Here is a 22752-nt window from a genome sequence, read left to right on the forward strand (position 1 = left end):
GTTATACCAGTCGGGTGGTGTGCCACGCCGCCTTGTCGGTGACGGTGTGATAAGGCGGACGCTTCAGCTCGTAGGCCATCGTCATCGCGTCCAGCATGCTCCATAGAATATCGAGCTTAAACTGCAGAATTTCCAGCATACGATTCTGCGTCTCCGCCGTTGTAAAGGTTTCCAGCGCCAGCGCCAGTCCATGTTCCACGTCGCGGTTCGCCTGACCTAAGCGGCTGCGGAAGTAGAAATAGCCCTCTTCTTTGATCCACGGATAGTGCTGCGGCCAGCTGTCGAGCCGCGACTGGTGGATCTGCGGCGCGAAGAGTTCCGTCAGCGAGCTGCAGGCCGCCTCATGCCAGCTGGCGCGGCGGGCAAAGTTAAGGTAAGCATCCACCGCAAAGCGCACGCCCGGCAGCACATGCTGCTCTGACAGTAACGCTTCGCGGGTGAGACCCACCGCCTCGCCCAGCCGCAGCCAGGCCTCAATGCCGCCCTCTTCGCCGTTGCTGCCGTCGTGGTCGAGGATGCGCTGCACCCATTTACGCCGGGTGGCCGGATCGGGGCAGTTGGCCATGATCGCGGCATCTTTCAGCGGAATGGTGGTCTGGTAGTAAAAGCGGTTCGCCACCCAGCCCTGGATCTGTTCGCGCGTGGCCTGACCGGTATGCATCGCGATGTGATAGGGATGATGAATATGGTAGTAAGCGCCTTTGTCGCGCAGCGCCTGTTCAAAAGCCTGCGGGGAGAGCGTTTGCGTGATCTGCATGATTTAGCCCTGAAGGTGAATCGCCATTCCGTCCCAGCTCACCTCTATTCCCTGCGCCGTCAGGAACTGACGCTGCGGTGACTGCTCGTTGAGGATCGGATTGGTGTTGTTAATGTGGATCAGAATCTTACGTTTTGCCGGCAGCGACGCCAGCAGCGCCATCAGTCCCTGCTCTTCCGCCAGCGCCAGGTGGCCCATCGCCTTTCCGGTGTTGTGACCCACACCGGTGGTCAGCAGCTCATCATCCTGCCAGACGGTGCCATCAATCAGCAGGCAGTCCGCTTTCTGCAGCCACGGCAGGATCACTTCATCAGGCTCGCCCAGACCCGGCGCATAAAGCAGCGTCTGGCCATTCGCCTGGTTTTCGATAAACAGCGCCACGTTGTGGCCTGGCAGCGGCCGGTCGCGATAGGGCGAGTAAGGCGGTGCATTGCTGATAATGGGGATCGCGGTGAAGCGCAGATCGCCACACACATCCACGCTGAACGGCGTCAGTGGCGCGACAGGCCGGTGCTGCAGACCGCCGTTCCAGTGCGAGAGCATCGGGAAGATCGGGAAGCCGCTGCTGAGATCGGCATGCACTTCCGGTGTACACCACACCTGATGCGGGCACCCTTCGCGCAGGCTCAGCAGCCCGGTGGTATGGTCGATCTGACTGTCGGTCAGGATAATCCCGCCGATCGCCGTGCCGCGCAGTACGCCCTGGCGGGTCAGCTCTGGCGTGTGCAGGATCTGCTGGCTGATATCGGGCGAGGCGTTGCAGAGCACCCAGTCCGTGCCGTTATCGCTGAGGATAATCGACGACTGCGTGCGTGGGCGGGCCTGAATGGTGCCGTTTCGCACACCGTGGCAGTTAGCGCAGTTGCAGTTCCACTGCGGAAACCCGCCACCCGCGGCTGAACCGAGGATTTTGATAAACATAGAGGAAAACCAGAAGTTGAAAAAAAATGCCCGCTCAGAGGGCGGGCAGAACGATTAACGGTTGGAGATGTAGAGAGTCACTTCCAGACCGAGACGCATATCAACGAAAGTTGGTTTTTTCCACATGAGTTATTTCCTCTTTATTAACAGTATATTAGCTGCCTGAAATCAGCGTTACCGGCGTTAAATGAGACCGCCATCACAAATTCCAGGCAGATGGTGCGCCAATGGCGCGTCAGGATCAAGCCCGGAACGTAAGGAAATTGTTATCACAGCCCGGTCAGTCGTAAAACCCGCTGCCAGTTTCCCCATGCCAGTTTCTCTGTCAGTGTCTGATCATAGCCCGCTTCCTGGAAAGCGGCGAGCAATCGCGGCATTCCGCTGATATCGCCCAGCGCAGCCGGAGGGGTAATGCCGTCAAAATCGGAGCCAAAGGCGACATGGTCACTGCCCATTATCCTCAACAGGTGATCACAATGCTTAACAATTTCTGTTAATGGCGTGTCAGCGTCACGTCGGCCGTCGGCGCGCAGAAACGCATTGCCAAAATTGATGCCGACCAGACCGCCGCTGTCGCGGATCGTCCGCAGCTGGTCGTCGGTCAGGTTGCGTGGCTGCGGACAGCAAGCGTGCGCGTTAGAGTGGCTGGCGACCAGCGGCCCGCTGAAGAGCCGGGCCGTGTCGTGGAACGCCTGCAGGTTCATGTGCGACACATCGATCATCATCTTCAGGCGAGCCGCCTGCTGAATCAGCTTTTCACCGGCAGCGGTCAGGCCCGGGCCGGTATCAGGTGAGCCGGGAAAGGGTCCGCTGACACCCTGACCAAAGCGGTTAGGCAGATTCCAGAAGGGCCCGATACTGCGCACGCCCGCCTGCCAGAAGGCGTACAGCTGTTCGCCCTCCTCATCCAGCGCATCCGCGCCTTCGATATGCGCCACCATCGCCAGCACGCCAGCGGCGCGGCAGGCGGCGATCTCATCCACGCTGCGGCAGAGGCGCGCCCGGCCGCCCGACTCATCGGCCAGCTGCTGCAGGATCTGCAACTGCTGCCACATGATCGTCAGCGGTTCGTAGGGTTCACTGGCGCGGTCCGGCACGGTCTGCGCAATATAGGTCTGGGGCGGCACAAAAATCGCAAACAGCCCGCCGCCCAGTCCGCCCTGCCGGATACGGGGAAAGTCGAGATGCCCCCGTTCGATCCCCTGATAAAACGCCTGTGCGGGCGCGTCACGATGATGCAGCCAGAGGTTGAGCAGCAGATCGTTGTGACCGTCAAAAATCAGCATAAAAGTCCACCCGGATAAACAGCCGACCATGCTAACCCTGCCCGGCGGATTCATCAAATTCCGGCGCACGCCGCGTGTTGTCTGTATGCTGCAGTGCGCATTGAGGTCGCCCGATACTCGATCCGCGAATATGTCTGATGATGTTTAAACCCGCACAAGTGAGAGTTGTCCTGCACGGCCATATTCATAAAACAGGTACTGAGATGAAGGAATTAAAGTCTGAAGGTGATTTATTTCCGGACATGAAACTGATCTCAGTCCGTACCATAGAACTTTATATTTGCCTTTGCGTAACGATGTAAAATTATTTATCTTTGTTTCAGGTTCTGGCGTACCAGAATCAATCCTTTTGGCACTAAAACTGATGGAGCACGGAAGCATGTCGCGTAACCTAGCCCCAGGATATTGTATAGTGCAAACAGCGGGTAGTCTGGAATATCAGGCAAGAGAACTCTTCAGGGATGCCCGTTCCCCAGCCGCCAGCCTCTTTCTGAAACTCAATGCGGACACTCCGTATTCTGAAACCCGGGCAAATTCTGATTGTTGCTGACACGGAGACGCCAGCCCCTCTGACAATAAAGATACTGACGACACTCCGACAGGCAAAAAACAAGACCAATGCGGCTTTTACAGGCATCAACAGCGATGACGCCGGTTTAATGCAAAAACATTATGGAACTATTGCTGCGTTAACGGGTGCAGGGGACAAGATTTTCAGCACTGCAGGTGATGCCGGTGAAAAGTATTTTAATGCTATTGAGCAGACACTAAAAAAATTGAAATCAGCTATCAGAATCAATTTCGTACCCAGGGTACGTTAATCGGCCAGCAGTTCTTTGTGGAGCGCAATGAGCTGTTGCATCAGTTAAAAGAATTAGTTAATAAGCCGCTATTAAAATCCCTCAGTCGGAATATCGTCAAATTTCAGAATTATGAGAACATGAAACGGGCGTTAAACCTCTCGAGCCGTTCGATTGTTCATGAGTGGTCCACTGCGGGGATAAGCGGTAATCCGGGTTATTCCTATTATGTCGGTAATGCGGCCAGGGCGGCTCGATTCCTGAAGGCTCGAGGATATATCGGTATTGGATTTGCTTTTGCCGGAACAAGTAACGATGTCGATAATGCCTGTTTAAAAGGACGTGAAAATGAGTGTGGTAAAATTGCGGTAAGAGACTACACAAAGTTTGCTGTTGGTACGGGTAGTGCGATGTTTATCGGAGCATGGGGCGGTTCTGCCGGGCTATTGGGCTGTGCAGCAATAGGCATAGCCACCGCAGGTGCAGGAGGGGTAGCGTGTGCAGCTGTAGGCTCCATGGTCGGCGGTTATATCGGTAGTACAGCCGGCGAAAAAACGGTGGATTATTTACTGGGGTTTACAGGTGACTGAATTTTACATTTCAAGAATGGGTTTAATCTTTGCCCTTTCAGGTAGTGCAATAATTTTTATTTCTTTCTTTTTTTATGCTTATCACAAAAAAGAATATGAAAAACTAATTTCACTGTTTCTGGAGCGATATCAATTCCCCCCGCCCTATTCTTTTTATCACATGGTTGGTTTTTTTGGTGTCTACCAGGTATGCAGATTTTTTATTAATTTAAACAAAAAAAAGCAAATTCGCTTTTTTAGCTATCCTAATCCTGCTTATTCTTTTTTCAGTGATAACAACCTGACAGTAAGCAACTGGATGATAATTTTCTCACGTTTGTGGATGTCCGCTGGCCTTTGCTACCTTATAACGGCATTAACTGTTTTAATTTTGAGCATTATACGGTGAAATCTGAAAGGCTCGCGATCCCATAATAAGCCCACAAAGTGGGCGTATTACTTGAACGATACTCACAATCTCCAGCCCCCGATCTGACATCCAGGTGCTGGCCTGAGCACCTCCCCGGCCATATGAGCTTTCGTAAAAATACCTGTTAAACGCGTGACAGGAGCGAAAACTTTACGATAATGCCAGGGTTCGCTGGCACCGTGCGGATAATCGTGCGCCAGCGGCACCAGCGGACGCGACTGAAACGCAATGGGCTGCTGGCTCATTGCGCCTTCAGGTAACGGTAGATCACCGCCAGATCCTCTTCACCGTGTCCGGCCTCCACCGCCTGCTCCCAGAGTCGGGCAATGTTGTCCAGCGCCGGCAGCGGAGTCTCTGCCGCATCCAGCGCCAGCCGCGCATCCTTCAGCGCCCAGACCAGATGCATCTGCGGCGTGTAGTCGTCGCTGGCAATCATGCCGAGCTTCATTTTCGCATAAGGCGCCGCCAGCGGTCCGCCCTCCAGCACCTGCCAGAGATCGTCGGTGGAGAAGCCAAACTGATCCGCCAGCCGGGTACTCTCTGCCAGACTCTGCATCAGGCCAATCAGCCAGCTGTTGATCACCAGCTTCATCCGGGTGCTTTTACCCGCTTCGCCCAGCCACTTCGTGCCTTTACTGATGGCGGCGAACACCGTTTCTGCCGCCTGCGCCCGGCTCTGATCACCGCTGGCCAGCACCAGGATCTGCGCGTTCTCCGCAGGCGCTTTGGTGCCGGAAACCGGGGCGTCGATGAGCAGCAGGTCCGGGCGCTGTTCGGCGAAAAAGGCGATCAGCGCGTCGGTTTTTTCAACCCCTATGGTACCCATCTGGCACAGGGTTGCCCCCTGTTTAAAGGCCGCTTTCGCCTGATGCAGCACCTGCTCTGTGGTGTCGCCGTCGGCAAGCATGGCGATCACCACATCCGCATCACGCACCGCCTCTTCCGGCGAATCAGCCAGCGTTAAACCAGCCTCCAGCAGATCCTCGCCGCGTGCGCGGGTGCGGTTCCAGCCGTTAACGCGAAAGCCTTTTTTCAGCAGGTTGGCAGCAAATGCGTGCCCCATTGCGCCTAATCCCAGAACCGCGACTTCAGGTTGTTTCATGCTGACTCCCGTAAGTTGTCTCTCTGCATCCGGGCAAATCGGACGCGTGATTACTGCAAACGATGGATTCCAGCCTGGCGGTAAACGGTAAAAAAATCCAGCCCGAAACGGTATACCCCGGCGCATCAAACCCTTACCATACGCGGCGATTGTTCCGGCTGGTTCATTACCGCTCTCTTTTTCAGGCCATTCATAATGAAAATAATTTCTCTGCGACGGGCAACGCTGCTGATGCTGCCCGCACTCTTACCGCTGTCGCTGCAGGCGGCGGATGACAACAATACCCTGGTCGTCACGGCTGCCCCGCCGGAAAACGGGCTTAACGAACTCGACACCCCGGCGGCCCTGAGCGTGGTCAGCGGCGAGGATATGCGTCAGGCTGCACCACGCGTCAACCTGTCGGAAAACCTCAGCGGTGTGCCGGGCCTGCAGATACAGAACCGGCAGAACTATGCGCAGGATCTGCAACTGTCGATGCGCGGCTTTGGCTCGCGTTCAACCTATGGCGTGCGCGGTTTACGCATCTACGTTGATGGCATCCCGGCCACCATGCCGGATGGTCAGGCGCAGACCTCCAATATCGACATCGGCTCAATCGATCACGTTGAAGTCCTGCGCGGCCCCTTCTCTGCGCTCTATGGCAACGCCTCAGGCGGCGTCATCAACGTGACGACTCAGCAGGGTCAGCAGCCCCCCACACTCGAATACAGCAGCTGGTACGGCAGCTATGGCAGCTGGCGCAACAGCATCAAAGCCAGCGGCGCGACGGGCGATGGCAGCCACGCCGGCGATGTGAACTACACTGTGTCGGCTTCACGCTTTACCACGCACGGCTATCGGGACCACAGCGCGGCGCAGAAGAACCTCGGCAATGCCCGGCTCGGCGTGCGGATCGATGATGTCAGCACCCTGACGCTACTGTTTAACAGCGTTCACATCGACGCGCAGGATCCGGGCGGATTAACCGAGGCGCAGTGGCGGGACAACCCGCGCCAGGTGGTCAGTAACGTTTCGCTCTACAACACCCGCAAGACGGTGGATCAGACCCAGGGCGGCCTGCGTTATCAACGCCAGATGAGTGAGAACGACGACCTCAGCGTGATGCTCTACGCGGGGATGCGGGAAACCACGCAGTTCCAGTCGATTCCCGCCGCGGTTCAGCGCAATCCTGCGCATCCCGGAGGCGTGATCGCCCTGACCCGTCACTATCAGGGTGTCGACAGCCGCTGGACCCATCGCGATACGCTGCTGTCGATTCCGGTGGCACTGACCGCAGGGCTCGATTACGAAACCATGAGCGAACGGCGTAAAGGCTATGAAAACTTTACCGTCAGCAACGGAGTGACGCAGTTGGGCGAACAGGGCAACCTGCGCCGCAACGAGCGCAACCTGATGTGGACGCTGGACCCCTATCTCCAGACCGGCTGGCAGCTGACGGACAAACTATCGCTGGATGCCGGCGTGCGTTTCAGTACCGTAAACTTTGACTCCAATGACTTCTATATTCGGCCCGGAAACGGCGACGACAGCGGCGAGGCGCGCTACCACAAGTGGCTGCCCGCTGCGGCGCTGAAGTACGCCTTTGATCCCAGCTGGAATGCGTGGATCTCCGCCGGACGCGGCTTTGAGACCCCGACCATCAACGAGCTCTCTTACCGTTCAGACAATGCCACAGGCCTGAATCTGGGTCTGAAACCCGCCACCAGCGACACGCTGGAAATGGGCAGCAAGAAACGTATCGGCAACGGGCTGATCAGTGCGGCGCTGTTCCAGACCGACACCCGCGATGAGATTGTGTTGGATGCCAGCAGCGGCGGACGGACAACCTATAAGAATGCCGGTCAGACCCGCCGTCGCGGCCTGGAGCTAAGCCTGGATCAGCAGTTTGCCTGGGACTGGCGACTGAAGATGGCCTACACCCTGCTGGATGCGCGTTATCGCAGCAACGCCTGCGGCAGCGAGAGCTGTGACGGCAACCGGATCCCCGGCATCGCCCGCAACATGGTTTACGCCGGACTGGGTTATCTGCCGGAAACGGGTTTTTACGCGGGCAGCGAGGTGCGTTATCTGAGCCAGATTGCCGCGGAAGATCAGAACCGGGTCAATACCCCCTCCTATACCGTTGCCGCACTGAACAGTGGTTACAAATGGCAGGTTGAGAACTGGACGCTGGATCTGTATGGACGGGTCGATAACCTGTTTGACCGGCACTATGCAGGTTCTGTGATTGTGAATGAAAGTAATGGTCGCTACTTCGAATCCGCGCCTGGCCGCAATTACAGCCTGGGTGCGACATTAGGTTACGCGTTCCGTTAATAAATGAGCGGGTTAATCTTAACCCGCCTCATTTAATTTCTGATAGTACCGCTCAGGCCCGAAGACTATTTACTCTAAACATCATTCCCGGAATAGCCCCTGTTTTAACGTCGCAACGCATTCAATTAACTACCCCTTCAAATTCACTCTCTTTTTGGAATAAAAAGAGAGCAAGGCCGCGCTTAAAGTCGCAGGCGCTGGCTTTTTTCCTGATAAATTATCGTCAATTTAAACCCCCGGCTCAGGCTTAACAAAACAAACCTGAACAGCATCAATACTGACGAAAAATATAAACAGGGAAGAATAAAAATGAAAAAACCAGCCTTAATAAAAAGATATCATTTAACGCCACTGGCTCTCGTTACAGGTTTAATTGTCAGCGGGTCGACAATGGGAGAAAATATTGGCAGCCAGTATGGCACTGATATCAGGATGAATGACGGTGATACGCTGACGGGCGATGAACGCTATTCCGGCGGTTTGTATGGAATAATTAACCCCTATCCGGACACTGGCGTTATCGAACTGGGAAAAAATTCAGTAATAAATGTCACAGATGAAGAAAATTATGCGCGCGGCATCATGATCTGGGGAAGAAAAAGCGTGCTGAACGCAGATGGTCTCACCCTGAATGTGCTGGGTAATAAGGCGAGCGGTCTGGCTCTCACGGGCAGCAGCGTGACGGCTGATCTGGGCAGCGGGAGCCAAATCACTGTGACCGGGATTGAGTCTGAATATCCGGCAGCCTACGGAATCAGCCTGCGAGAGGGTTCTTCACTTCAGGCAAACGCGCTTTCGGTGACTACCCACGGAGGAAACGGAGCAGCCCTCTCGATTTCCAACCCCGGAACCCATGCTGATTTGGGCAGTAACAGCATCCTCTCTACCTACGGCGATCGCAGCGGTGGTATTAATATCGATTCATTAAACGGCACACCCTCTGACAATCCCACCTGGCTCAGGGCTAATAAACTGACGGTTACCACCCGGGGCGATTTCTCGTACGGCCTCGAACTTCAGGCGAAAACAGACGTCGACTTAGGTTCAGGGACGCAGATTACTACGTCTGGCGAGAGCTCAACCGGCATCTGGAGTTTTGGTAATCTCACCGCAGATAATCTGACGCTCACCACATCGGGAAAGGACGCTATCGCTCTGGAAGTCCGGGGGGATGGCGTCACCAATATTGGCGCTGACAGCCACGTCAGTTCTGCACTTGCCGGAGGCGTTGTTGCCAGTGGCACTCATGCCGTCATTAACTTTAAGGGGACAGCGGATAAACGGAATACTATTTCGTCGGGTGGTTCATATGCCGCTTCAGCCCAGACTGTCTCTTCTTTTGTGAATCTGGATGAGACCGATATCTCCGCAAAAAATGTGGGACTCTGGTCCCTGCTCGGTGGCCACATTACGGGCAATAATCTTTCTATCAGCAGCCAATCAACCATAGGGGCTGTATTTGCACAGGCCGATGGCACCGTCGACCTGACCGGTAATCTGACGATTAAAATGCCTTCAGCCAGTTCGTTTGCTCTGACGACGAAATACAATCCGGGCTATGCACCCGGCCATATAAATGTTAACGCCCGAACAGAGATGACTGGCTCTGTTAATTCGAATGGCGGCCAGATTGACCTCTATTTACAGCCAGGTTCTCTCTGGGAAGGCGCGGCGTTTAGCGACAATATTAACGGGGGTTATTTAAATGCAACCCTGGATAACAGTGTCTGGTATGTCAGTGACAATTCAAATCTGGACGCTTTAACACTGAACAACAGCAACGTTGATTTTACGCGGGCGGCCTCTTCCCCGGGCTATACAACGTTGAGCGTGGCCGATCTGCAGGGTAGTGGTCATTTTAACATGCGCGTTAATCTGGTTGGTGAGGGTGCGGGAGTCAATAATAACGGCGACAAACTGATCGTGACGAAAAGTAGCGCCGGTGACTATACACTCTCCTTTCTGAATCAGGGTTCGCTGGCCACCACCGGTGATGAACAATTAACTGTTGTCGAGACAGCCGACGGTGTCGCGAATTTTTCTTCCGATTCTGATGTCGAGTTAGGCGGCTATCTTTATTCCGTGCGTAAATCGGGGACAGACTGGGTTCTCGCATCTTCCGGCTCAGCGCCTGTGCCTGCGCCAGAACCAGCCCCAGAGCCTGCGCCGGAACCTGCCCCTCAGCCTGCGCCAGAGCCAGCCCCAGAGCCTGCGCCGGAACCTGCCCCTCAGCCTGCGCCAGAGCCAGCCCCTGTGCCTGCGCCAGAACCAGCCCCAGAGCCTGCGCCGGAACCTGCCCCTCAGCCTGCGCCAGAGCCAGCCCCTGAGCCTGCGCCAGAGCCAGCCCCTGAGCCTGCGCCAGAACCAGCGCCTCAGCCTGCGCCTGAAATAAATAAACCGGACAAAACCCTGACAACTACCGCCGACGCGGGGGGTAACTTCCTGCATATCGGCTATCTGCTGAATTATGTCGAAACACAGACACTGCTTCAGCGTCTGGGGGATATTCGCCAGAACAATGCCCACGGTAATGTCTGGTTGCGCGGCACAGGCGGGAAGCTGGACGCCTTCTCTGGCGGAAGACTCAGCGGTTTTGCCATGAGTTATAACGGGTTTCAGTTTGGGGTCGATAAAAACCTGACCGAAGATGAAAACCTGCGGGTCGGTGCGTTTATGGGCGTCACCCATGCTTCACCACACTATCGGGGTGGTGAGGGTACAACCCGATCTGAAAGCGTTGGGGGATATCTCACCTGGGCAACCGATGAGGGTTTCTACATCGATCAGGTTGTGAAAATCAATCGCCTGAGCAATCAGTTTAATGTCAAAGACAGCCAGCAGAATCGTGTTTCCGCCCAGGCAAAATCCACCGGTATCAGCGCGTCTGTCGAAGCCGGGAAACGCTTTACCTTCTCCCCGGATCGTCAGGGTTTCTATCTGGAACCTCAGGCACAGGTTACGGCAGGTCGTCAGAAAGGTGCCCAGACACGGGCAAACAATGGTCTGGTTATCGCTTACAAAGATACTCACTCCGTGATGGGACGCGTCAGTGTACTGGCTGGATTCAGCCAGCAGCACCAGGGGGTTAATTACAATCTGTATGCCAAAACCGGTATGGTGCGCGAGTTCTCCGGCAGCATGAACTACTCCCTGAATGGCTCCAAAGAGAAGAGTGATTTTGGCGGCAACGGATGGAACAACGGGTTAGGCATCAGTGCCAGCCTGCACAATACCCATAACTTTTATCTGGAGGCCGACCTGACAACCGGCCAGCGGTTCAATCAGCGTCAGATCAATGCCGGTTATCGTTTCAGCTTCTGAAACCGGTGACTGAAGTCAGCTCTGTCTGTCCTGCCATGATGAATGGCAGGACAGTTTTTTTGCAGCGCAGATCGCGCAGACGTTAAGCCGTTTGCAGGCGCGCCACAATCTCTTCACTGCTGCCGGTTTCACCCAGGCGCGGGAAGATCAGGCTGATGCTGTTGTGGTGGGTATCGGCGTTGAGATCGGTCATCGCATCGGTGGCAAGCGTGACGTTGTAACCTAATTCATAGGCCTGACGGGCAGTAGACTCTACGCCTATGCTGGTCGCAATTCCGCAAATCACTACCTGCGTGACGCCCCGCACCTGCAGCTCATCATGCAACGACGTGCCGTGAAACGCACCCCAGGTTCTCTTCGTCACGGTCAGATCGGCCTGCTGAGGCGTCATTGCCGGAACCAGTGTAGCCCAGTCGGCTGGCAGTTCGCCGCTGTGGCCTCCCTGCTCAGTGCGACCTGGTGCCGCACCGGCCACGTTCACAAGCACCACCGGCAACTGATGCGCGCGGAAGGCCTCTGCCAGTGCGGCACAACGTTCGATTACCGGCTCGGGTGCATGCACCAGCGGCAGCGCCACGATGCCATGTTGCAGGTCGATAACAATCAGTGCAGTTTTTGCATCAAGTGTGGTTACAGCCATCTTGGATCCTCAGGGTTAATCGTCAGCGAGTCGTTGCAGCAGAGGGAGAATGTCGATCAGTTGCTGCTGTTCTGGCGGACTCAGCCGGGCCTCCAGCCTCCGCACCAGCCAGTCTTCACGCATCGCCCGGCTCGACGTAATGACCGCAAGGCTTGCAGGCGTAGGAAAATAACAGGTCTTGCGGCCATCATGGGGATCGGGCTCGCCTGTCACCAGGCCCGCCGCCAGTAAACCGGCTACGGTCGCGCCCATTGACTGGGTCCGCACGCCCTCAGCCGCCGCCAGTTGCGTCACTGTCATGGCTCCGTCGCGCACCAGATGGCCCAGCACCGCCACCTGTGACCAGGTCAGCTCACCGGGCGGTGCCGACTCGCGCAGGCGGCGCGCCAGCTTACCTGTCAGCATACGCAGCGTGGCAGCAGAATCCGTCAGATCGCTCATTGTCCCTCTCTGTTAATCAGCAAAAGTATAGAGATACGAAGGTAAACTGTGTAGTTTGCGCCCGTATCAATTTGTAACGTCGGGGCGGTAGGGATAGTGAATCAGGCTGTGAAAGCGCAGCGGCGTACTGAGCGGATTGCGGTAGCTGTGCGGCACATCGGCTCCGAAGCGGAACGCTTCACCTGCGAGCAGACGTCGCCAGACCTCCCCAACCGCCAGCAGCAGTTCGCCCTCAATGACCACCACCTGCTCCACGCAGCCCGCTTCATGGGGCGACGAGTGGCTCTGCGCACCCGCAGCCAACTCCACCGCCAGCAGTTCAAACCGGAGCTGTGGATCGTAGGGCAGCAAGGGCCGCACAGCCATCCCGGCGTCAGGCTGACTGAACCCTGGCGCGGTGCCAGAGGCCGTCACCCGGGAGTCGATAAAAAACGAAAAAGGAACGTTAAATCCGGTGGCGATCTTCCAGAGCGTGGCAATGGTAGGACTCGACTCACCGCGCTCAATCTGCCCCAGCATCGCCTTACTGACGCCGGTCCGCTCCGCCGTGAGCGTCAGACTCCAGCCGTTGGCCTGACGCAACTGCCTGAGCGCCTCGCTCAGGTGTTGCTGAAAATCCGCCATTCTGACTCCTGTTTGCCAGCGTTGTAAAAGAGAGGCTGGCAGTGTAACACTTGTGCGTTATAGCGCACCATGCCATCATGTGCGTTATAGCGTACAACCTGCTGAGAGGGCATGTATGAGAACGGATCAGGCCCCTTTTACCCTGCCGATGCTGGTTTCCGGCTTTGTTGCGGTGCTTGTCGGCTACAGCAGTAGCGGCGCAATTATCTATCAGATGTTTCAGGCGGCAGGGGCTACAGCCGCGCAGATCGGCGGCTGGCTGTCAGTGCTCGGACTCGCGCAGGGGATCGTCTCTCTGGGTCTGTCGCTGCGCTACCGCATGCCGGTGATCGCCGCCTGGTCAACGCCAGGAGCCGCACTGCTGGCGACCAGTTTTCACGGCGTTACGCTGAATGAGGCGGTCGGGGTCTTTGTCTTCGCCAACCTGCTAATCGTCTTCTGCGGCGTAACCGGCCTCTTCGCCCGTCTGATGAACCATATCCCCGCCTCGCTGGCGGCGGCGATGCTGGCAGGTATCCTGCTGCGCTTCGGGCTGCAGACCTTTGCCGACCTACAGAGCAACTTCCTCTTATGCGGCAGCATGTGCCTGGCCTGGCTGCTGGCCCGCCGCTGGCTGGCCCGCTACGCCATCCTGGTGACGCTGCTGGCAGGCATTGTGGTCGCCCTGGCGCAACAGGCCATCCACTTTCCGCCGCACGCGGTCAGGCTGGCGCTGCCGGAGCCGATCATGCCGCACTTTACGCTCCCCCTGCTGCTGGGCACGGCTCTGCCCTATTTTCTGGTGACGATGGCGTCGCAGAATGCCCCCGGCATTGCGACCCTGCAGGCGCACGGCTATCGTCCGCCTGTCTCTGCCCTGATGACCCGGACCGGGCTCACTGCGCTGCTGCTGTCGCCGTTTGGCGGGTTTTCAGTCTGTGTCGCTGCGATCACCGCCGCCATCTGCATGAGCGAGGAAGTGGACCCCGACCCACAGAAACGCTGGCGGGCGGCAGCACTGGCCGGAGCGTTTTATCTGCTGGCCGGGGCGTCAGGCGCGCTGATCGCCGTGCTGTTCAGCGCCCTGCCTGCGGTGCTGATCGAGGCACTCGCCGGTCTGGCTCTGCTGGCTACCCTGGGCGGCAGCCTGCAGCGGGCGCTGGAACAGCCAGCCGAGCGCGACAGCGCGCTGATCACCTTTCTGATCACCGCGTCGGGCGTGTCGCTGCTGGGCATCGGACCCGCTTTCTGGGGGCTGACGGGAGGCGCTCTCGCTCACCTGCTGCTGGTGCGCAAAACGGGCTGAAGATCGCATTGTGACTGAAATTTCGATTATTTTTACGCCAGCCCGTGAAAAAAACAGTGGATTTAGCCCCTTTTCTGCCGTTTGATTTGTCATTGCCCGGCGTAAAATCAATTTAATCGTCGATAACACGCGATTTTCTGCCTCAGACAACGACCGATAAGGGCCCAACAGGTGGCAAAAACTTTTCTGCGCAGCGGTAAACTGGATGCTGTTCTGGCGCTAGGTGAAAACGGCCAGCCGGTCTACGCCTCAGCACTGCAAATTCGTGAAACGCTGCGTCTGCGCCGTCAGAGCGCACTGGCAGATTGCCTGGCGATCCCGCAGGCCAATGAACGGGGCGACCGCCTCGACTGGTACGCCCCTTTCAGCGGCCGGGTGAAATCCTGGCTGGGCGCGAGCGATCATGAACGTCGGGCAGCCCTGCAACAGCTCACCGCCTGCCAGCAGGATATGCAGGATCTCAGCACGCGCGCGCGCGCGGCAGAGAACCCCTCCATGCGGCTGTTTGGTGCGCTGCTGAGCAAAACCCTGCAGTTTCCCGATCAGCAATATGTCTATCTGGTGGATGGCAAACCGGTTATCACCTTCTGGGGCTTTGTCGATGCCCAGGCACGCAGCCGCGATGATGCGCTGGCCTGCCTGCGCGACACGCTGGAGGAGAATCTGCCGGTCGCGCTGGTTGAGCCGCTGCCTGAGCTGCCTGCCGCGCCCGTGGTCGCTGAACCCGTCCTGATAGCGGAACCGGCACCTGAAGAAGTGGCGGAACCGCAGCCGGTGGTGCTGACCCCTGAACCGGTGCAGAACGTACCCGCTCCGGCCCGCCGCCGTTTCCGTATCTGGTATCTGCTGCCACCGGTGGCGATTGCGGCCGCCGTCACGGTAGCGGTGCTGCTGCATCGTCCCGCGTCCGAAACGCCGGCTGACAGTGCGACAGTCAGTGCGAAACCCACGGCGACTCCGGCTTCTGCGTCAGCACCGGCTTCTGCGCCAGCACCGGTCGCCTCCACGCCCGCTGTCGCCCCGCCTGCCGTGATGGCCGCTGCGGAGAAACTTCCCGAAACGCTGCCGCAGAAACCGGCCAGCGTCACAGCGGCTGAAGCCGCACCGGCCGCCTCATCTGCTACCCTTGCCAGTGTGGTCACGCCTGCGGTTCCGGCCCGGCCTGATGATCTGGTCGTCACACCGGATGCGGTGCGCGAAGGTCAGGTGCAGGTCATTGATGGACGCTGGCGCGTCACGATCGACCAGATGCCGACGCCAACCGGTAAACCGCCAGTGATGCGTTTCCAGTTTAAAAATGGCAAAGGCAGCGTGCAGGTGACCCAGGGCAATACCAGCTGCAAAGCGGATGTCAGCGCGGCCATGACCAGCGCCGGCAATCTGGTGATCGAAAGCCGCTACACGGCGAAGTGCCAGAACAGTTCGCGCTACCGTATGCCGCTGCTGGTCTGCCACGCGAGTATCGGTGCCGCAGTGTGTGAAGCGCAGTATGCAGAAGACCGGATCTTCCCGATGACGATTAAGCGTGAGAGTAAATAACGATGCTGGCTCCCCTGATCGATGACAAACAAAAAATTACGCTGATTGAAAACAGCGGCGTACAGTTTCTGGATTTCGGCCTGCAACTCTCCGCCACCCCGGCGCGCCGTCAGTTTGTGCGCCAGACAGCCAATGGCCCGCTGCTGCGCCTGCATGTTGACGGCAACAGCGGTAAGTTCATGCTTTACCCGGAGGATGGTGGTGCAGCAGAAGTGGTGCGCCCGGAGTCCGATATCGCGCTGGCCGACTCGCTCACTCTCCTGTCCGCCTGCTGGCTGCCGCTGCCCATGCTGCGCTGTGCCAGCGGACGCCGTTTCATCGGCGGCCCTGAAAACTGGGCGCGGATGCGTCTGGTCGCCCTGCCCACGCCTGATGCGGCAGGCAACACCCATCGCGTCAGCCTGGCGTTCGATACCCGCTGTGTCGCGGAGCAGGATGGCGGTGAACAGCTCGGTCTGACTCCCGCCGACGCGCAGAATGGCGTGACCTTTGCGCTCGCCTGGCACAACTACGAACTGGGTGACTTTCTCGATCTCACCTGGGTTGACGGCTGGCTGCGGGAAACCTTTACCGATCGCGTCTCCGACCGCCGTGAACAGGCAATCAATCAGGCGCTTCGCGAGTTTGAATATCAGGCACACTATCTGAACCTGCTGGAGTTGCTGGGCGAACAGCTCGACCTCAGCGAAATCTACATTCAGGCCGCCACGCTGCAGACCCCGGCCGTCAACGTCGACATCATTCTCGATGTCGGTAACTCCCATACCTGCGGCATCCTGGTAGAAGATCATCCCGAAGAGAGCAACGGGCTGAAGCAGACCTATGAACTGCAACTGCGCGATCTCTCCCAGCCGCATCAGGTTTACAACGAGCTGTTCGACAGCCGTCTGGAGTTTGCTGAAGCCCGCTTTGGCAAGGCGAACTTCTCGCTGGAGAGCGGGCGCGAGCAGGCATTTATGTGGCCCTCTCTGACCCGCGTCGGACGTGAAGCAAGCCGTCTGGCGCTGCATCGCGTGGGCCTGGAAGGCAGCACCGGCCTCTCCAGCCCGCGCCGCTATCTCTGGGATGAGGCGCGCTATCAGCCAGGCTGGCGCTTTAATACGCCGGGCGAACACAGTGAGCCGCTGGCCTATGCCGCACCTTTTACTACTCTGCTCAACGACGAAGGCCAGCCGCTTTCGACGCTGTCGCCGGACGAGCGCCTGCCGGTCTTTTCACCCCACTACAGCCGCAGCTCACTGATGACTTTTATGCTGTGCGAACTGCTGGCGCAGGCGCTGATGCAGATGAACAGTGCTGCTCAGCGTCAGCGGATGCCGCAGAGCCACGCGCCGCGTCAGCTGCGCCATGTCATCCTGACGCTGCCTTCGGCGATGCCGAAACCGGAGCGCGAAATCTTCCGCCGCAGAATGCAGGAGGCGCTGGCGCTGGTCTGGAAAGCCGAAGGCTGGCTGACCGAAGAGGACGAGCTGGCCCCGGCACTGCCGCGTCAGAGCCCGAAACCGCTGCCGGATGTACAGATGGAGTGGGATGAGGCAACCTGCGGCCAGATGGTCTGGCTGTTTAACGAAACCCAGGTCAATTTTGCCGGTCGCGCCGAAGACTTTTTCAGCAGCATGGCACGCCCGGATCGCCCGCGCGAGGCGGACGAACTGCCAGGCAAAAGCCTGCGCATCGCTTCGATCGATATCGGCGGCGGCACCACCGATCTGGCAATTACCCAGTATCGTCTGGATGATGGTCAGGGCAACAACGTAAAAATCACGCCGCGACTGCTGTTCCGTGAAGGATTTAAGGTAGCGGGCGACGATATCCTGCTGGATGTGATTCAGCTGTGGATCCTCCCGGCGCTGCAGCAGCATCTGCAGAAAGCGGGCCTGACCCTGACCGATCCGCTGATGAACAAACTTTTTGGTCACGACAGCCGTATGGATGGTCAGGCTACGCTGCGCCAGCAGGTGACGTTACAGCTCTTTATTCCGCTGGCGCAGGCTGTGCTGGAGCGCTACGAGAACTGGGACCCGCTGGAGAGCCACGCCGAAATCAACGCGCTGTTTGGCGAGCTGGTCGGACAGGCGCCGGGCGACGCGGTCCTCGCCTTTGTCAACGGCGAGATCCAGCGCGAGCTGGGCGGTCACAGCCGCTTCGACCTGCTGCAGGTGCCGCTGGTAGTCAGCCTGTCGCAGCTGCACGGCGAATTTATGCAGCACCGCATGGCGATCATTCCGGCCCTGCGCTCAATGTGTGAAGTGGTTTCACTCTATCAGTGTGACGTGCTGCTGCTGACCGGGCGGCCGTCGCGCTTCCCCGGCATTCAGGCGCTGGTGCGTCATCTGCAGCCGCTGCCTGGCAGCCGTATTCTGTCGCTGGAGGGCTATCACACCAGCGACTGGTATCCGTTTAACAAACATGGCCGCATCGATAACCCGAAATCGACCGCAGCGGTGGGCGCGATGCTCTGCCTGCTGGCGCTGGATCTGCGCCTCAGCAGCTTCTGGTTCCGCGCGGGCGACTTTGAGCCCTATTCGACGATCCGCTACCTGGGCATGCTCGACGAAAACCAGGCGCTGAGCGATGAGAATCTCTGCTACAGCGAAATTGACCTCGACGATCCGGGCTATGCGCTGGATAAAAAAAGCAGTTTCCGTATCCGCGGCAACGTCTGCCTGGGCTTCCGCCAGCTCGATAACGACCGCTGGCCCGCTTCGCCGCTCTACAGCCTGACGCTGAACGACGCCGCCCTGGCGCGTAAAGTGGCCGGGGAGAGCGTGCTGCGTATCCGTCTGGCGGTGAAAGCTGGCCCTGGCGCGACCGGCCCGGAAAACCTGGTGCTGAGCGATGCGCGTCTGGATGATGGCACCCGCGTGCCGCTGGAGCAGTTAAGTCTGAAGCTGAATACCCTGTCGGCCACCGGCAATGCCAATGCGCAATACTGGATTGACAGCGGGAGCGTATGTAAACGATGAAAGCCCTGAAACCCCGCCAGCCGCAGACGCTGGCAAAACGCCTTAACCTGCTGCAGGATGCCCTGAATCAGAGCCTGACCTGGATTGAAGAGAGCCGTGAGCAGTCGCCGCGTCTGGCGCTGGAAGCGGAAACCCTGACGCTGCAACTGCGTCAGGCGCGTGTGCAGACCCAGGCGCTGGCGCAGCAGGTGGCCCGTCCGGTAACGCTGGCGCTGTTTGGTCAGTCGCAGGCCGGGAAAGCCTGGCTGCTGAATGAGATGGTGGCTGATGCTCAGGGCCAGCTGATGACCCGTATGGGCGACAAGCAGCTGAGCTGGTTTCAGCATATCAATCCCGGCAATTTGGATTTTGCGACCGCGACCCGCTTCAGCCATCAGCGCGAGCCGCTCTCCGGCGAGTGGCCGGTTGAACTGGCGCTGCTGAATGAGGCGGAGATCGTTCGGCTGATGGTCGCCTGTGCCGGTGAGAACGCGCCCGACACTGCGCAGATTGACAGCGCGCTGCAGCGCCTGCAGCGCCATCGTCTGGCGACGCCGCTGGCGGGTCTGGAGGGCGATGCGCTGGTGACGCTCTGGTCATGGTGCCGTCGCCGTCCGCACTACGATGCCCGCCTTGACCGCCACTTCTGGCCGCAGGCGGTTGAACTGGCGCCCTGGCTGAGCGTGGACGATCGCGTCCAGCTCTTTTCGCTGCTCTGGCCTGCACAACCGGCCCTGAGCGAGATGCTGCGCAGCCTGCTGCATCTGCGTCATCAGCTGCGCAACAGCAGCCGTCTGCTCGCGCCTCTCAGCCTGCTCACCGATGCCTCACTGCTGCCGGCTGAGCAGCTGATCGTGCCTGCCAGTGAGCAGGATCCGCAGCAGCTGGTGGAAGTCTGCCCGCTGAACGGCAACCGCATCGGCAAGGCGCAGAATGTGCCGCTGGGCCTGCTGGCTCTGCTGACGCTGGAAGTGCTGGCACCGCTCTGCTCCACGCCGCGCACCGCGCTCTACGATGATGCCGACATGCTGGATCTGCCCGCGCCCGGCCAGCCCGCGGACGCGACCGTGCTGGACGACCGGCAGCGCCTGCGTCAGCAGGATCCGCTGCGGGCGCAGCTGCTGGAGCAGAAACGCGCGCTGCTGCCCGGCTTCTACGCCACCCGTCAGGCGATCGATCTGCTGCTGGTCTGCACCGCGGCCAGCCAGCGTCAGGATGCCAGCATGGTGAGCGAGTCGCTGCGTGAATGGCAGCGTCAGCAGCCCGCGCAGGAGTCCGCCGGGAAACCGCGCCTGATCTGGGCCATCACCCCTTTCGATGCCCGTCATCAGCAGGTTAACGTGGATGAAGCCGTGCAGCGTCAGATGGGACAGCCCGGTCAGCACTGGGGATCGATGCTGGCGCTGGATCGCGCGGGTGTTGACCGCATGGCGAGCTGGTTACTGGATGAGATGCAGCCGGAAGCCCGCCGTGAGATGCTGCTGGCACAGCTGGCACAGATCCAGCATACCGTGGTTGAGCGCCGCTTACTGCCGTGGACCGAAGCGGAAGCCACGCCGGAACAGGCGGCCCGCAAACAGAACATTGCCGACACGCTGCTGAAATGTTTACAGCACCGCACCGGCCTGCACGGTGAGCTGCTGGAACGCCTGCAGCCGCCCCGCGAGGCACTGCGTCAGCTATGGCTGAATCAGTCGGCCCTGCCTGGCAGCAAACCGGCCAATCTGCAGGCGCCAGAGAATCAGTTCGGAATCGGGTTTGAATTTGACCTGTTCAGCGAAAGCCCGGCCGAAGCGCCGGCTCAGCCGCGTCAGAGTCTGCCGGGCGCGCAGCAGTTTCCGCGCCAGGTGATGCTGCTGTGGCTCGATCATCTGCGTCAGCTGCCGGAGAACCGCAGCCTGCTGGCGTTGCTGAACGTGGATAAGGCGACGATGGAGTGGCTGGTTGAGGAGCTGATCACGGCCGGATTCCGCACCGATATCGCGCAAAAACTGCAGCAGGCGCTGCATGAGCCTGACACGCAGAGCGTCAGTCATGAATCCCGTGCCGACCGTCAGGTCACGCGGGCGATGACGGTGCTGGGTGATTTCGTCGCCTGGCTCGGCTTTTTACAGCGGCCGGAAAGCGAACGGCCCGCCAGCCGGGTGAATCGTGGTCAGGTGATCTTCTCACGTCCGCCTGCGCCCAGCGTCAGCTTCGGAGCCGGTCAGCGTCTGACCCGCCTCTCAGCCGCCCCGGCCAACCACACCGCCTACTACATTTACGACTGGCTGGTCGGGCTGAATCAGGTGATCATCGAGAACAATGGCTACACCGGCGGCGGCGACCTGCCGCGCACGGCGCGTGACGCGCTGGTTGCCCTGCTTAAGCCGCTGCGCGCCTAGTCGATAATCAGGCGCAGTTCGCCCTCCAGCGACTGCGCCGCCTCCTCCAGCAGCGCCAGCACCGGCGCTAAATCGGGCTGCTGCGCGTCAGCGTGGTGAAGCCGCAGCGTGGCAGGCAGCGCCATTCCGCCGGTCAGCCAGTCCCACAGCGCATCCAGATTATGACCAAAGGTCTCCGGGCAGCCGCTCTGCTCAGCAAACTGCTGATAAAAGGCGGCGCGTGTGGTGAGCTGACGCAGGTCAAAGGTCAGGCTGAGCATAATCAGGGTACCTGTCTGAAACTGCGGTAGTGGTCGGTCGAGAGAAACACCAGGCCATCGGAGGAGTAGACCAGCCGATCGGCATCGCGATGACCACAGCGATAGTTCACATCTGCCTCATACCACTGACGTCCGGCCCGCGTGGGCAGCCGTTTTTCACGGTTCGCAAAACGATCGCCGCCGATGGCTTTGCCGGGCAACACGTCACACAGGTTGCCTTTCTCCGGCTTCCAGCCACGCTTACGCGCGTCGTTTTTCGTCAGGTAGTAGTCCGGTAAATGCTGATGCTGCAGTACCCAGCGCGCGACCGTGCGGGCATCGGTCAGGGTAGCGATATCGGGCTGAGCGGGTGCTGAAACACGATTCAGCCAGGGTTTGAGGCCGTAGAAACAGACCGCGAGGACAAGGAAAAGTCCAATCCAGAGTTTTTTTGACATAATGGCATCCGTGACGACAGGATGCAGATGATACCAGTTTTACACGCAGAGAAAAGCGCGGGCCAGACAGGCTGGCCCTGGCGAGGTTATGCGGCGTGCGAGTCCCCGCTGTGTCGACGCCATGCACCGGGTGCGACACCATACTGACGTTTAAAGCTGCGATTAAAGGATTGCTGGGAGTCGAAGCCCAGGGAGATCGCTACGTTCAGGATCGGTTCGTCGGTGCTGGTCAGGCGGTCGGCTGATTTCTTCAGCTTTTTCACGCGGATGTACTCACCCAGTGGATAGCCCGTGTGCTCTTTAAACATGCGCTGCAGGTGCCACTTGGAGTAACCGGCGCGCTCTGAAACGGTATCCAGATCCAGACGTGCTTCGATGTTGTTATCAATCCAGTCGATTAAATCGTGAATAAAGGCGTCACTCATCATTCCAGTCTCTCCTGTTCGCCGTGGCGAAAAGTATTAGTATCAGTTGCAGTTACACTTAAGGGTGGCTGACTATGCCATTTAATGCAAGTTTTATTAGTACATTAAATGCCGCACTTTTTATGGGGATTTAACGCACGCTGCTCAGGCTTTCATCGCCCCCGCCGCGAACCGCACATAAAGTGTATCTCTTATTCTTGCAGTTGCCAGTCACGCCAGCCTACACTCACCGCGATTAATTGCAATATTAAAAGTTGCAAATATTGACCA

17 protein-coding genes and 1 pseudogene are annotated in these 22752 nt (G+C 58.5%); 7 read left to right on the plus strand and 11 right to left on the minus strand.

Annotated elements, in window-relative coordinates:
- Position 1 precedes the first annotated feature (1 nt).
- From pqqC to ACNY69_RS09720, 4 genes are all read right to left on the minus strand, one after another.
- Entirely contained in the window at positions 2-757 is a 756-nt protein-coding gene (gene pqqC, locus ACNY69_RS09705) for a pyrroloquinoline-quinone synthase PqqC (RefSeq protein ID WP_111140337.1), read from the minus strand.
- A 3-nt stretch (positions 758-760) separates the two neighbouring features.
- Positions 761-1678 carry a pyrroloquinoline quinone biosynthesis protein PqqB gene (gene pqqB / locus ACNY69_RS09710; RefSeq protein WP_111140336.1) on the minus strand — a complete coding sequence of 306 codons (918 nt, stop codon included), beginning with the start codon at positions 1676-1678 and terminating at the stop codon, positions 761-763.
- A 54-nt stretch (positions 1679-1732) separates the two neighbouring features.
- Positions 1733-1804: a pyrroloquinoline quinone precursor peptide PqqA gene (gene pqqA / locus ACNY69_RS09715; RefSeq protein WP_010245082.1), complete on the minus strand. Its 72-nt coding sequence runs from the start codon at positions 1802-1804 to the stop codon at positions 1733-1735.
- Between the two features lie 143 nt (positions 1805-1947).
- Complete coding sequence (locus tag ACNY69_RS09720; RefSeq protein ID WP_111140379.1) at positions 1948-2964, minus strand: dipeptidase; 1017 nt, start codon at positions 2962-2964, stop codon at positions 1948-1950.
- A 379-nt stretch (positions 2965-3343) separates the two neighbouring features.
- Between ACNY69_RS09720 and ACNY69_RS09725 the strand changes: the two are divergent.
- Positions 3344-4354: pseudogene (locus ACNY69_RS09725) on the plus strand (hypothetical protein).
- A 650-nt stretch (positions 4355-5004) separates the two neighbouring features.
- Here the strand turns inward: ACNY69_RS09725 and ACNY69_RS09730 are convergent.
- Positions 5005-5991 (minus strand): NAD(P)-dependent oxidoreductase, encoded by a 987-nt coding sequence (locus ACNY69_RS09730; protein ID WP_418798131.1) that lies wholly within the window; start codon positions 5989-5991, stop codon positions 5005-5007.
- A 69-nt stretch (positions 5992-6060) separates the two neighbouring features.
- On the opposite strand from ACNY69_RS09730, the gene pqqU reads away from it, so the two are divergent.
- Positions 6061-8181, plus strand: a complete 2121-nt coding sequence (gene pqqU, locus ACNY69_RS09735; RefSeq protein WP_418798133.1) for a TonB-dependent receptor PqqU — start codon at positions 6061-6063, stop codon at positions 8179-8181.
- A gap of 390 nt (positions 8182-8571) precedes the next feature.
- Complete coding sequence (locus tag ACNY69_RS09740; protein WP_418798135.1) at positions 8572-11502, plus strand: autotransporter outer membrane beta-barrel domain-containing protein; 2931 nt, start codon at positions 8572-8574, stop codon at positions 11500-11502.
- 82 nt (positions 11503-11584) lie between these two features.
- Here the strand turns inward: ACNY69_RS09740 and ACNY69_RS09745 are convergent, their stop codons facing one another.
- The 3 genes from ACNY69_RS09745 to ACNY69_RS09755 all read right to left on the minus strand — a co-directional run bounded on the left by ACNY69_RS09745 (position 11585) and on the right by ACNY69_RS09755 (position 13207).
- A complete protein-coding gene (locus ACNY69_RS09745) occupies positions 11585-12142 on the minus strand; it encodes an isochorismatase family protein (RefSeq protein ID WP_418798138.1) in 558 nt (185 codons plus the stop codon).
- Positions 12143-12157: 15 nt separating this feature from the next.
- Positions 12158-12583 (minus strand): MarR family winged helix-turn-helix transcriptional regulator, encoded by a 426-nt coding sequence (locus tag ACNY69_RS09750; RefSeq protein WP_293769970.1) that lies wholly within the window; start codon positions 12581-12583, stop codon positions 12158-12160.
- Between the two features lie 66 nt (positions 12584-12649).
- On the minus strand, positions 12650-13207 hold the full coding sequence (locus tag ACNY69_RS09755; protein WP_111142150.1) for a helix-turn-helix domain-containing protein: 558 nt from the start codon (positions 13205-13207) through the stop codon (positions 12650-12652).
- Between the two features lie 115 nt (positions 13208-13322).
- Between ACNY69_RS09755 and ACNY69_RS09760 the strand changes: the two genes are divergently transcribed.
- The 4 genes from ACNY69_RS09760 to ACNY69_RS09775 all read left to right on the plus strand — a co-directional run bounded on the left by ACNY69_RS09760 (position 13323) and on the right by ACNY69_RS09775 (position 21360).
- Positions 13323-14492, plus strand: a complete 1170-nt coding sequence (locus tag ACNY69_RS09760) for a benzoate/H(+) symporter BenE family transporter (protein WP_418798140.1) — start codon at positions 13323-13325, stop codon at positions 14490-14492.
- Between the two features lie 171 nt (positions 14493-14663).
- Positions 14664-16031: an SrfA family protein gene (locus ACNY69_RS09765; protein ID WP_111142024.1), complete on the plus strand. Its 1368-nt coding sequence runs from the start codon at positions 14664-14666 to the stop codon at positions 16029-16031.
- 2 nt (positions 16032-16033) lie between these two features.
- A complete protein-coding gene (locus ACNY69_RS09770) occupies positions 16034-18997 on the plus strand; it encodes a virulence factor SrfB (RefSeq protein ID WP_418798143.1) in 2964 nt (987 codons plus the stop codon).
- On the plus strand, positions 18994-21360 hold the full coding sequence (locus ACNY69_RS09775) for a virulence factor SrfC family protein (RefSeq protein ID WP_418798145.1): 2367 nt from the start codon (positions 18994-18996) through the stop codon (positions 21358-21360). The genes ACNY69_RS09770 and ACNY69_RS09775 overlap by 4 nt, the downstream gene beginning before the upstream one ends.
- Here ACNY69_RS09775 and ACNY69_RS09780 read toward each other — a convergent pair.
- The 3 genes from ACNY69_RS09780 to ACNY69_RS09790 form a co-directional block, all read right to left on the minus strand.
- Entirely contained in the window at positions 21357-21620 is a 264-nt protein-coding gene (locus ACNY69_RS09780) for a barstar family protein (protein ID WP_418798148.1), read from the minus strand. The genes ACNY69_RS09775 and ACNY69_RS09780 overlap by 4 nt on opposite strands.
- Before the next feature lie 2 nt (positions 21621-21622).
- Positions 21623-22057 carry a ribonuclease domain-containing protein gene (locus ACNY69_RS09785; protein WP_111142028.1) on the minus strand — a complete coding sequence of 145 codons (435 nt, stop codon included), beginning with the start codon at positions 22055-22057 and terminating at the stop codon, positions 21623-21625.
- An 86-nt stretch (positions 22058-22143) separates the two neighbouring features.
- Positions 22144-22485 carry a helix-turn-helix domain-containing protein gene (locus ACNY69_RS09790; protein ID WP_009090299.1) on the minus strand — a complete coding sequence of 114 codons (342 nt, stop codon included), beginning with the start codon at positions 22483-22485 and terminating at the stop codon, positions 22144-22146.
- Positions 22486-22752 lie beyond the last annotated feature (267 nt).

The organism is Pantoea graminicola (genome assembly GCF_048452665.1).
Lineage (GTDB): Bacteria > Pseudomonadota > Gammaproteobacteria > Enterobacterales > Enterobacteriaceae > Pantoea.

Bases quoted from the DNA above. Each gene is read 5' to 3' on its own strand.
- pqqC (WP_111140337.1), bottom strand. From the start codon at position 757: ATGCAGATCACGCAAACGCTCTCCCCGCAGGCTTTTGAACAGGCGCTG.
- pqqB (WP_111140336.1), bottom strand. From the start codon at position 1,678: ATGTTTATCAAAATCCTCGGTTCAGCCGCGGGTGGCGGGTTTCCGCAG.
- ACNY69_RS09720 (WP_111140379.1), bottom strand. From the start codon at position 2,964: ATGCTGATTTTTGACGGTCACAACGATCTGCTGCTCAACCTCTGGCTG.
- ACNY69_RS09730 (WP_418798131.1), bottom strand. From the start codon at position 5,991: ATGCGCCGGGGTATACCGTTTCGGGCTGGATTTTTTTACCGTTTACCG.
- pqqU (WP_418798133.1), top strand. From the start codon at position 6,061: ATGAAAATAATTTCTCTGCGACGGGCAACGCTGCTGATGCTGCCCGCA.
- ACNY69_RS09740 (WP_418798135.1), top strand. From the start codon at position 8,572: ATGGGAGAAAATATTGGCAGCCAGTATGGCACTGATATCAGGATGAAT.
- ACNY69_RS09745 (WP_418798138.1), bottom strand. From the start codon at position 12,142: ATGGCTGTAACCACACTTGATGCAAAAACTGCACTGATTGTTATCGAC.
- ACNY69_RS09750 (WP_293769970.1), bottom strand. From the start codon at position 12,583: ATGAGCGATCTGACGGATTCTGCTGCCACGCTGCGTATGCTGACAGGT.
- ACNY69_RS09755 (WP_111142150.1), bottom strand. From the start codon at position 13,207: ATGGCGGATTTTCAGCAACACCTGAGCGAGGCGCTCAGGCAGTTGCGT.
- ACNY69_RS09760 (WP_418798140.1), top strand. From the start codon at position 13,323: ATGAGAACGGATCAGGCCCCTTTTACCCTGCCGATGCTGGTTTCCGGC.
- ACNY69_RS09770 (WP_418798143.1), top strand. From the start codon at position 16,034: ATGCTGGCTCCCCTGATCGATGACAAACAAAAAATTACGCTGATTGAA.
- ACNY69_RS09775 (WP_418798145.1), top strand. From the start codon at position 18,994: ATGAAAGCCCTGAAACCCCGCCAGCCGCAGACGCTGGCAAAACGCCTT.
- ACNY69_RS09780 (WP_418798148.1), bottom strand. From the start codon at position 21,620: ATGCTCAGCCTGACCTTTGACCTGCGTCAGCTCACCACACGCGCCGCC.
- ACNY69_RS09785 (WP_111142028.1), bottom strand. From the start codon at position 22,057: ATGTCAAAAAAACTCTGGATTGGACTTTTCCTTGTCCTCGCGGTCTGT.
- ACNY69_RS09790 (WP_009090299.1), bottom strand. From the start codon at position 22,485: ATGATGAGTGACGCCTTTATTCACGATTTAATCGACTGGATTGATAAC.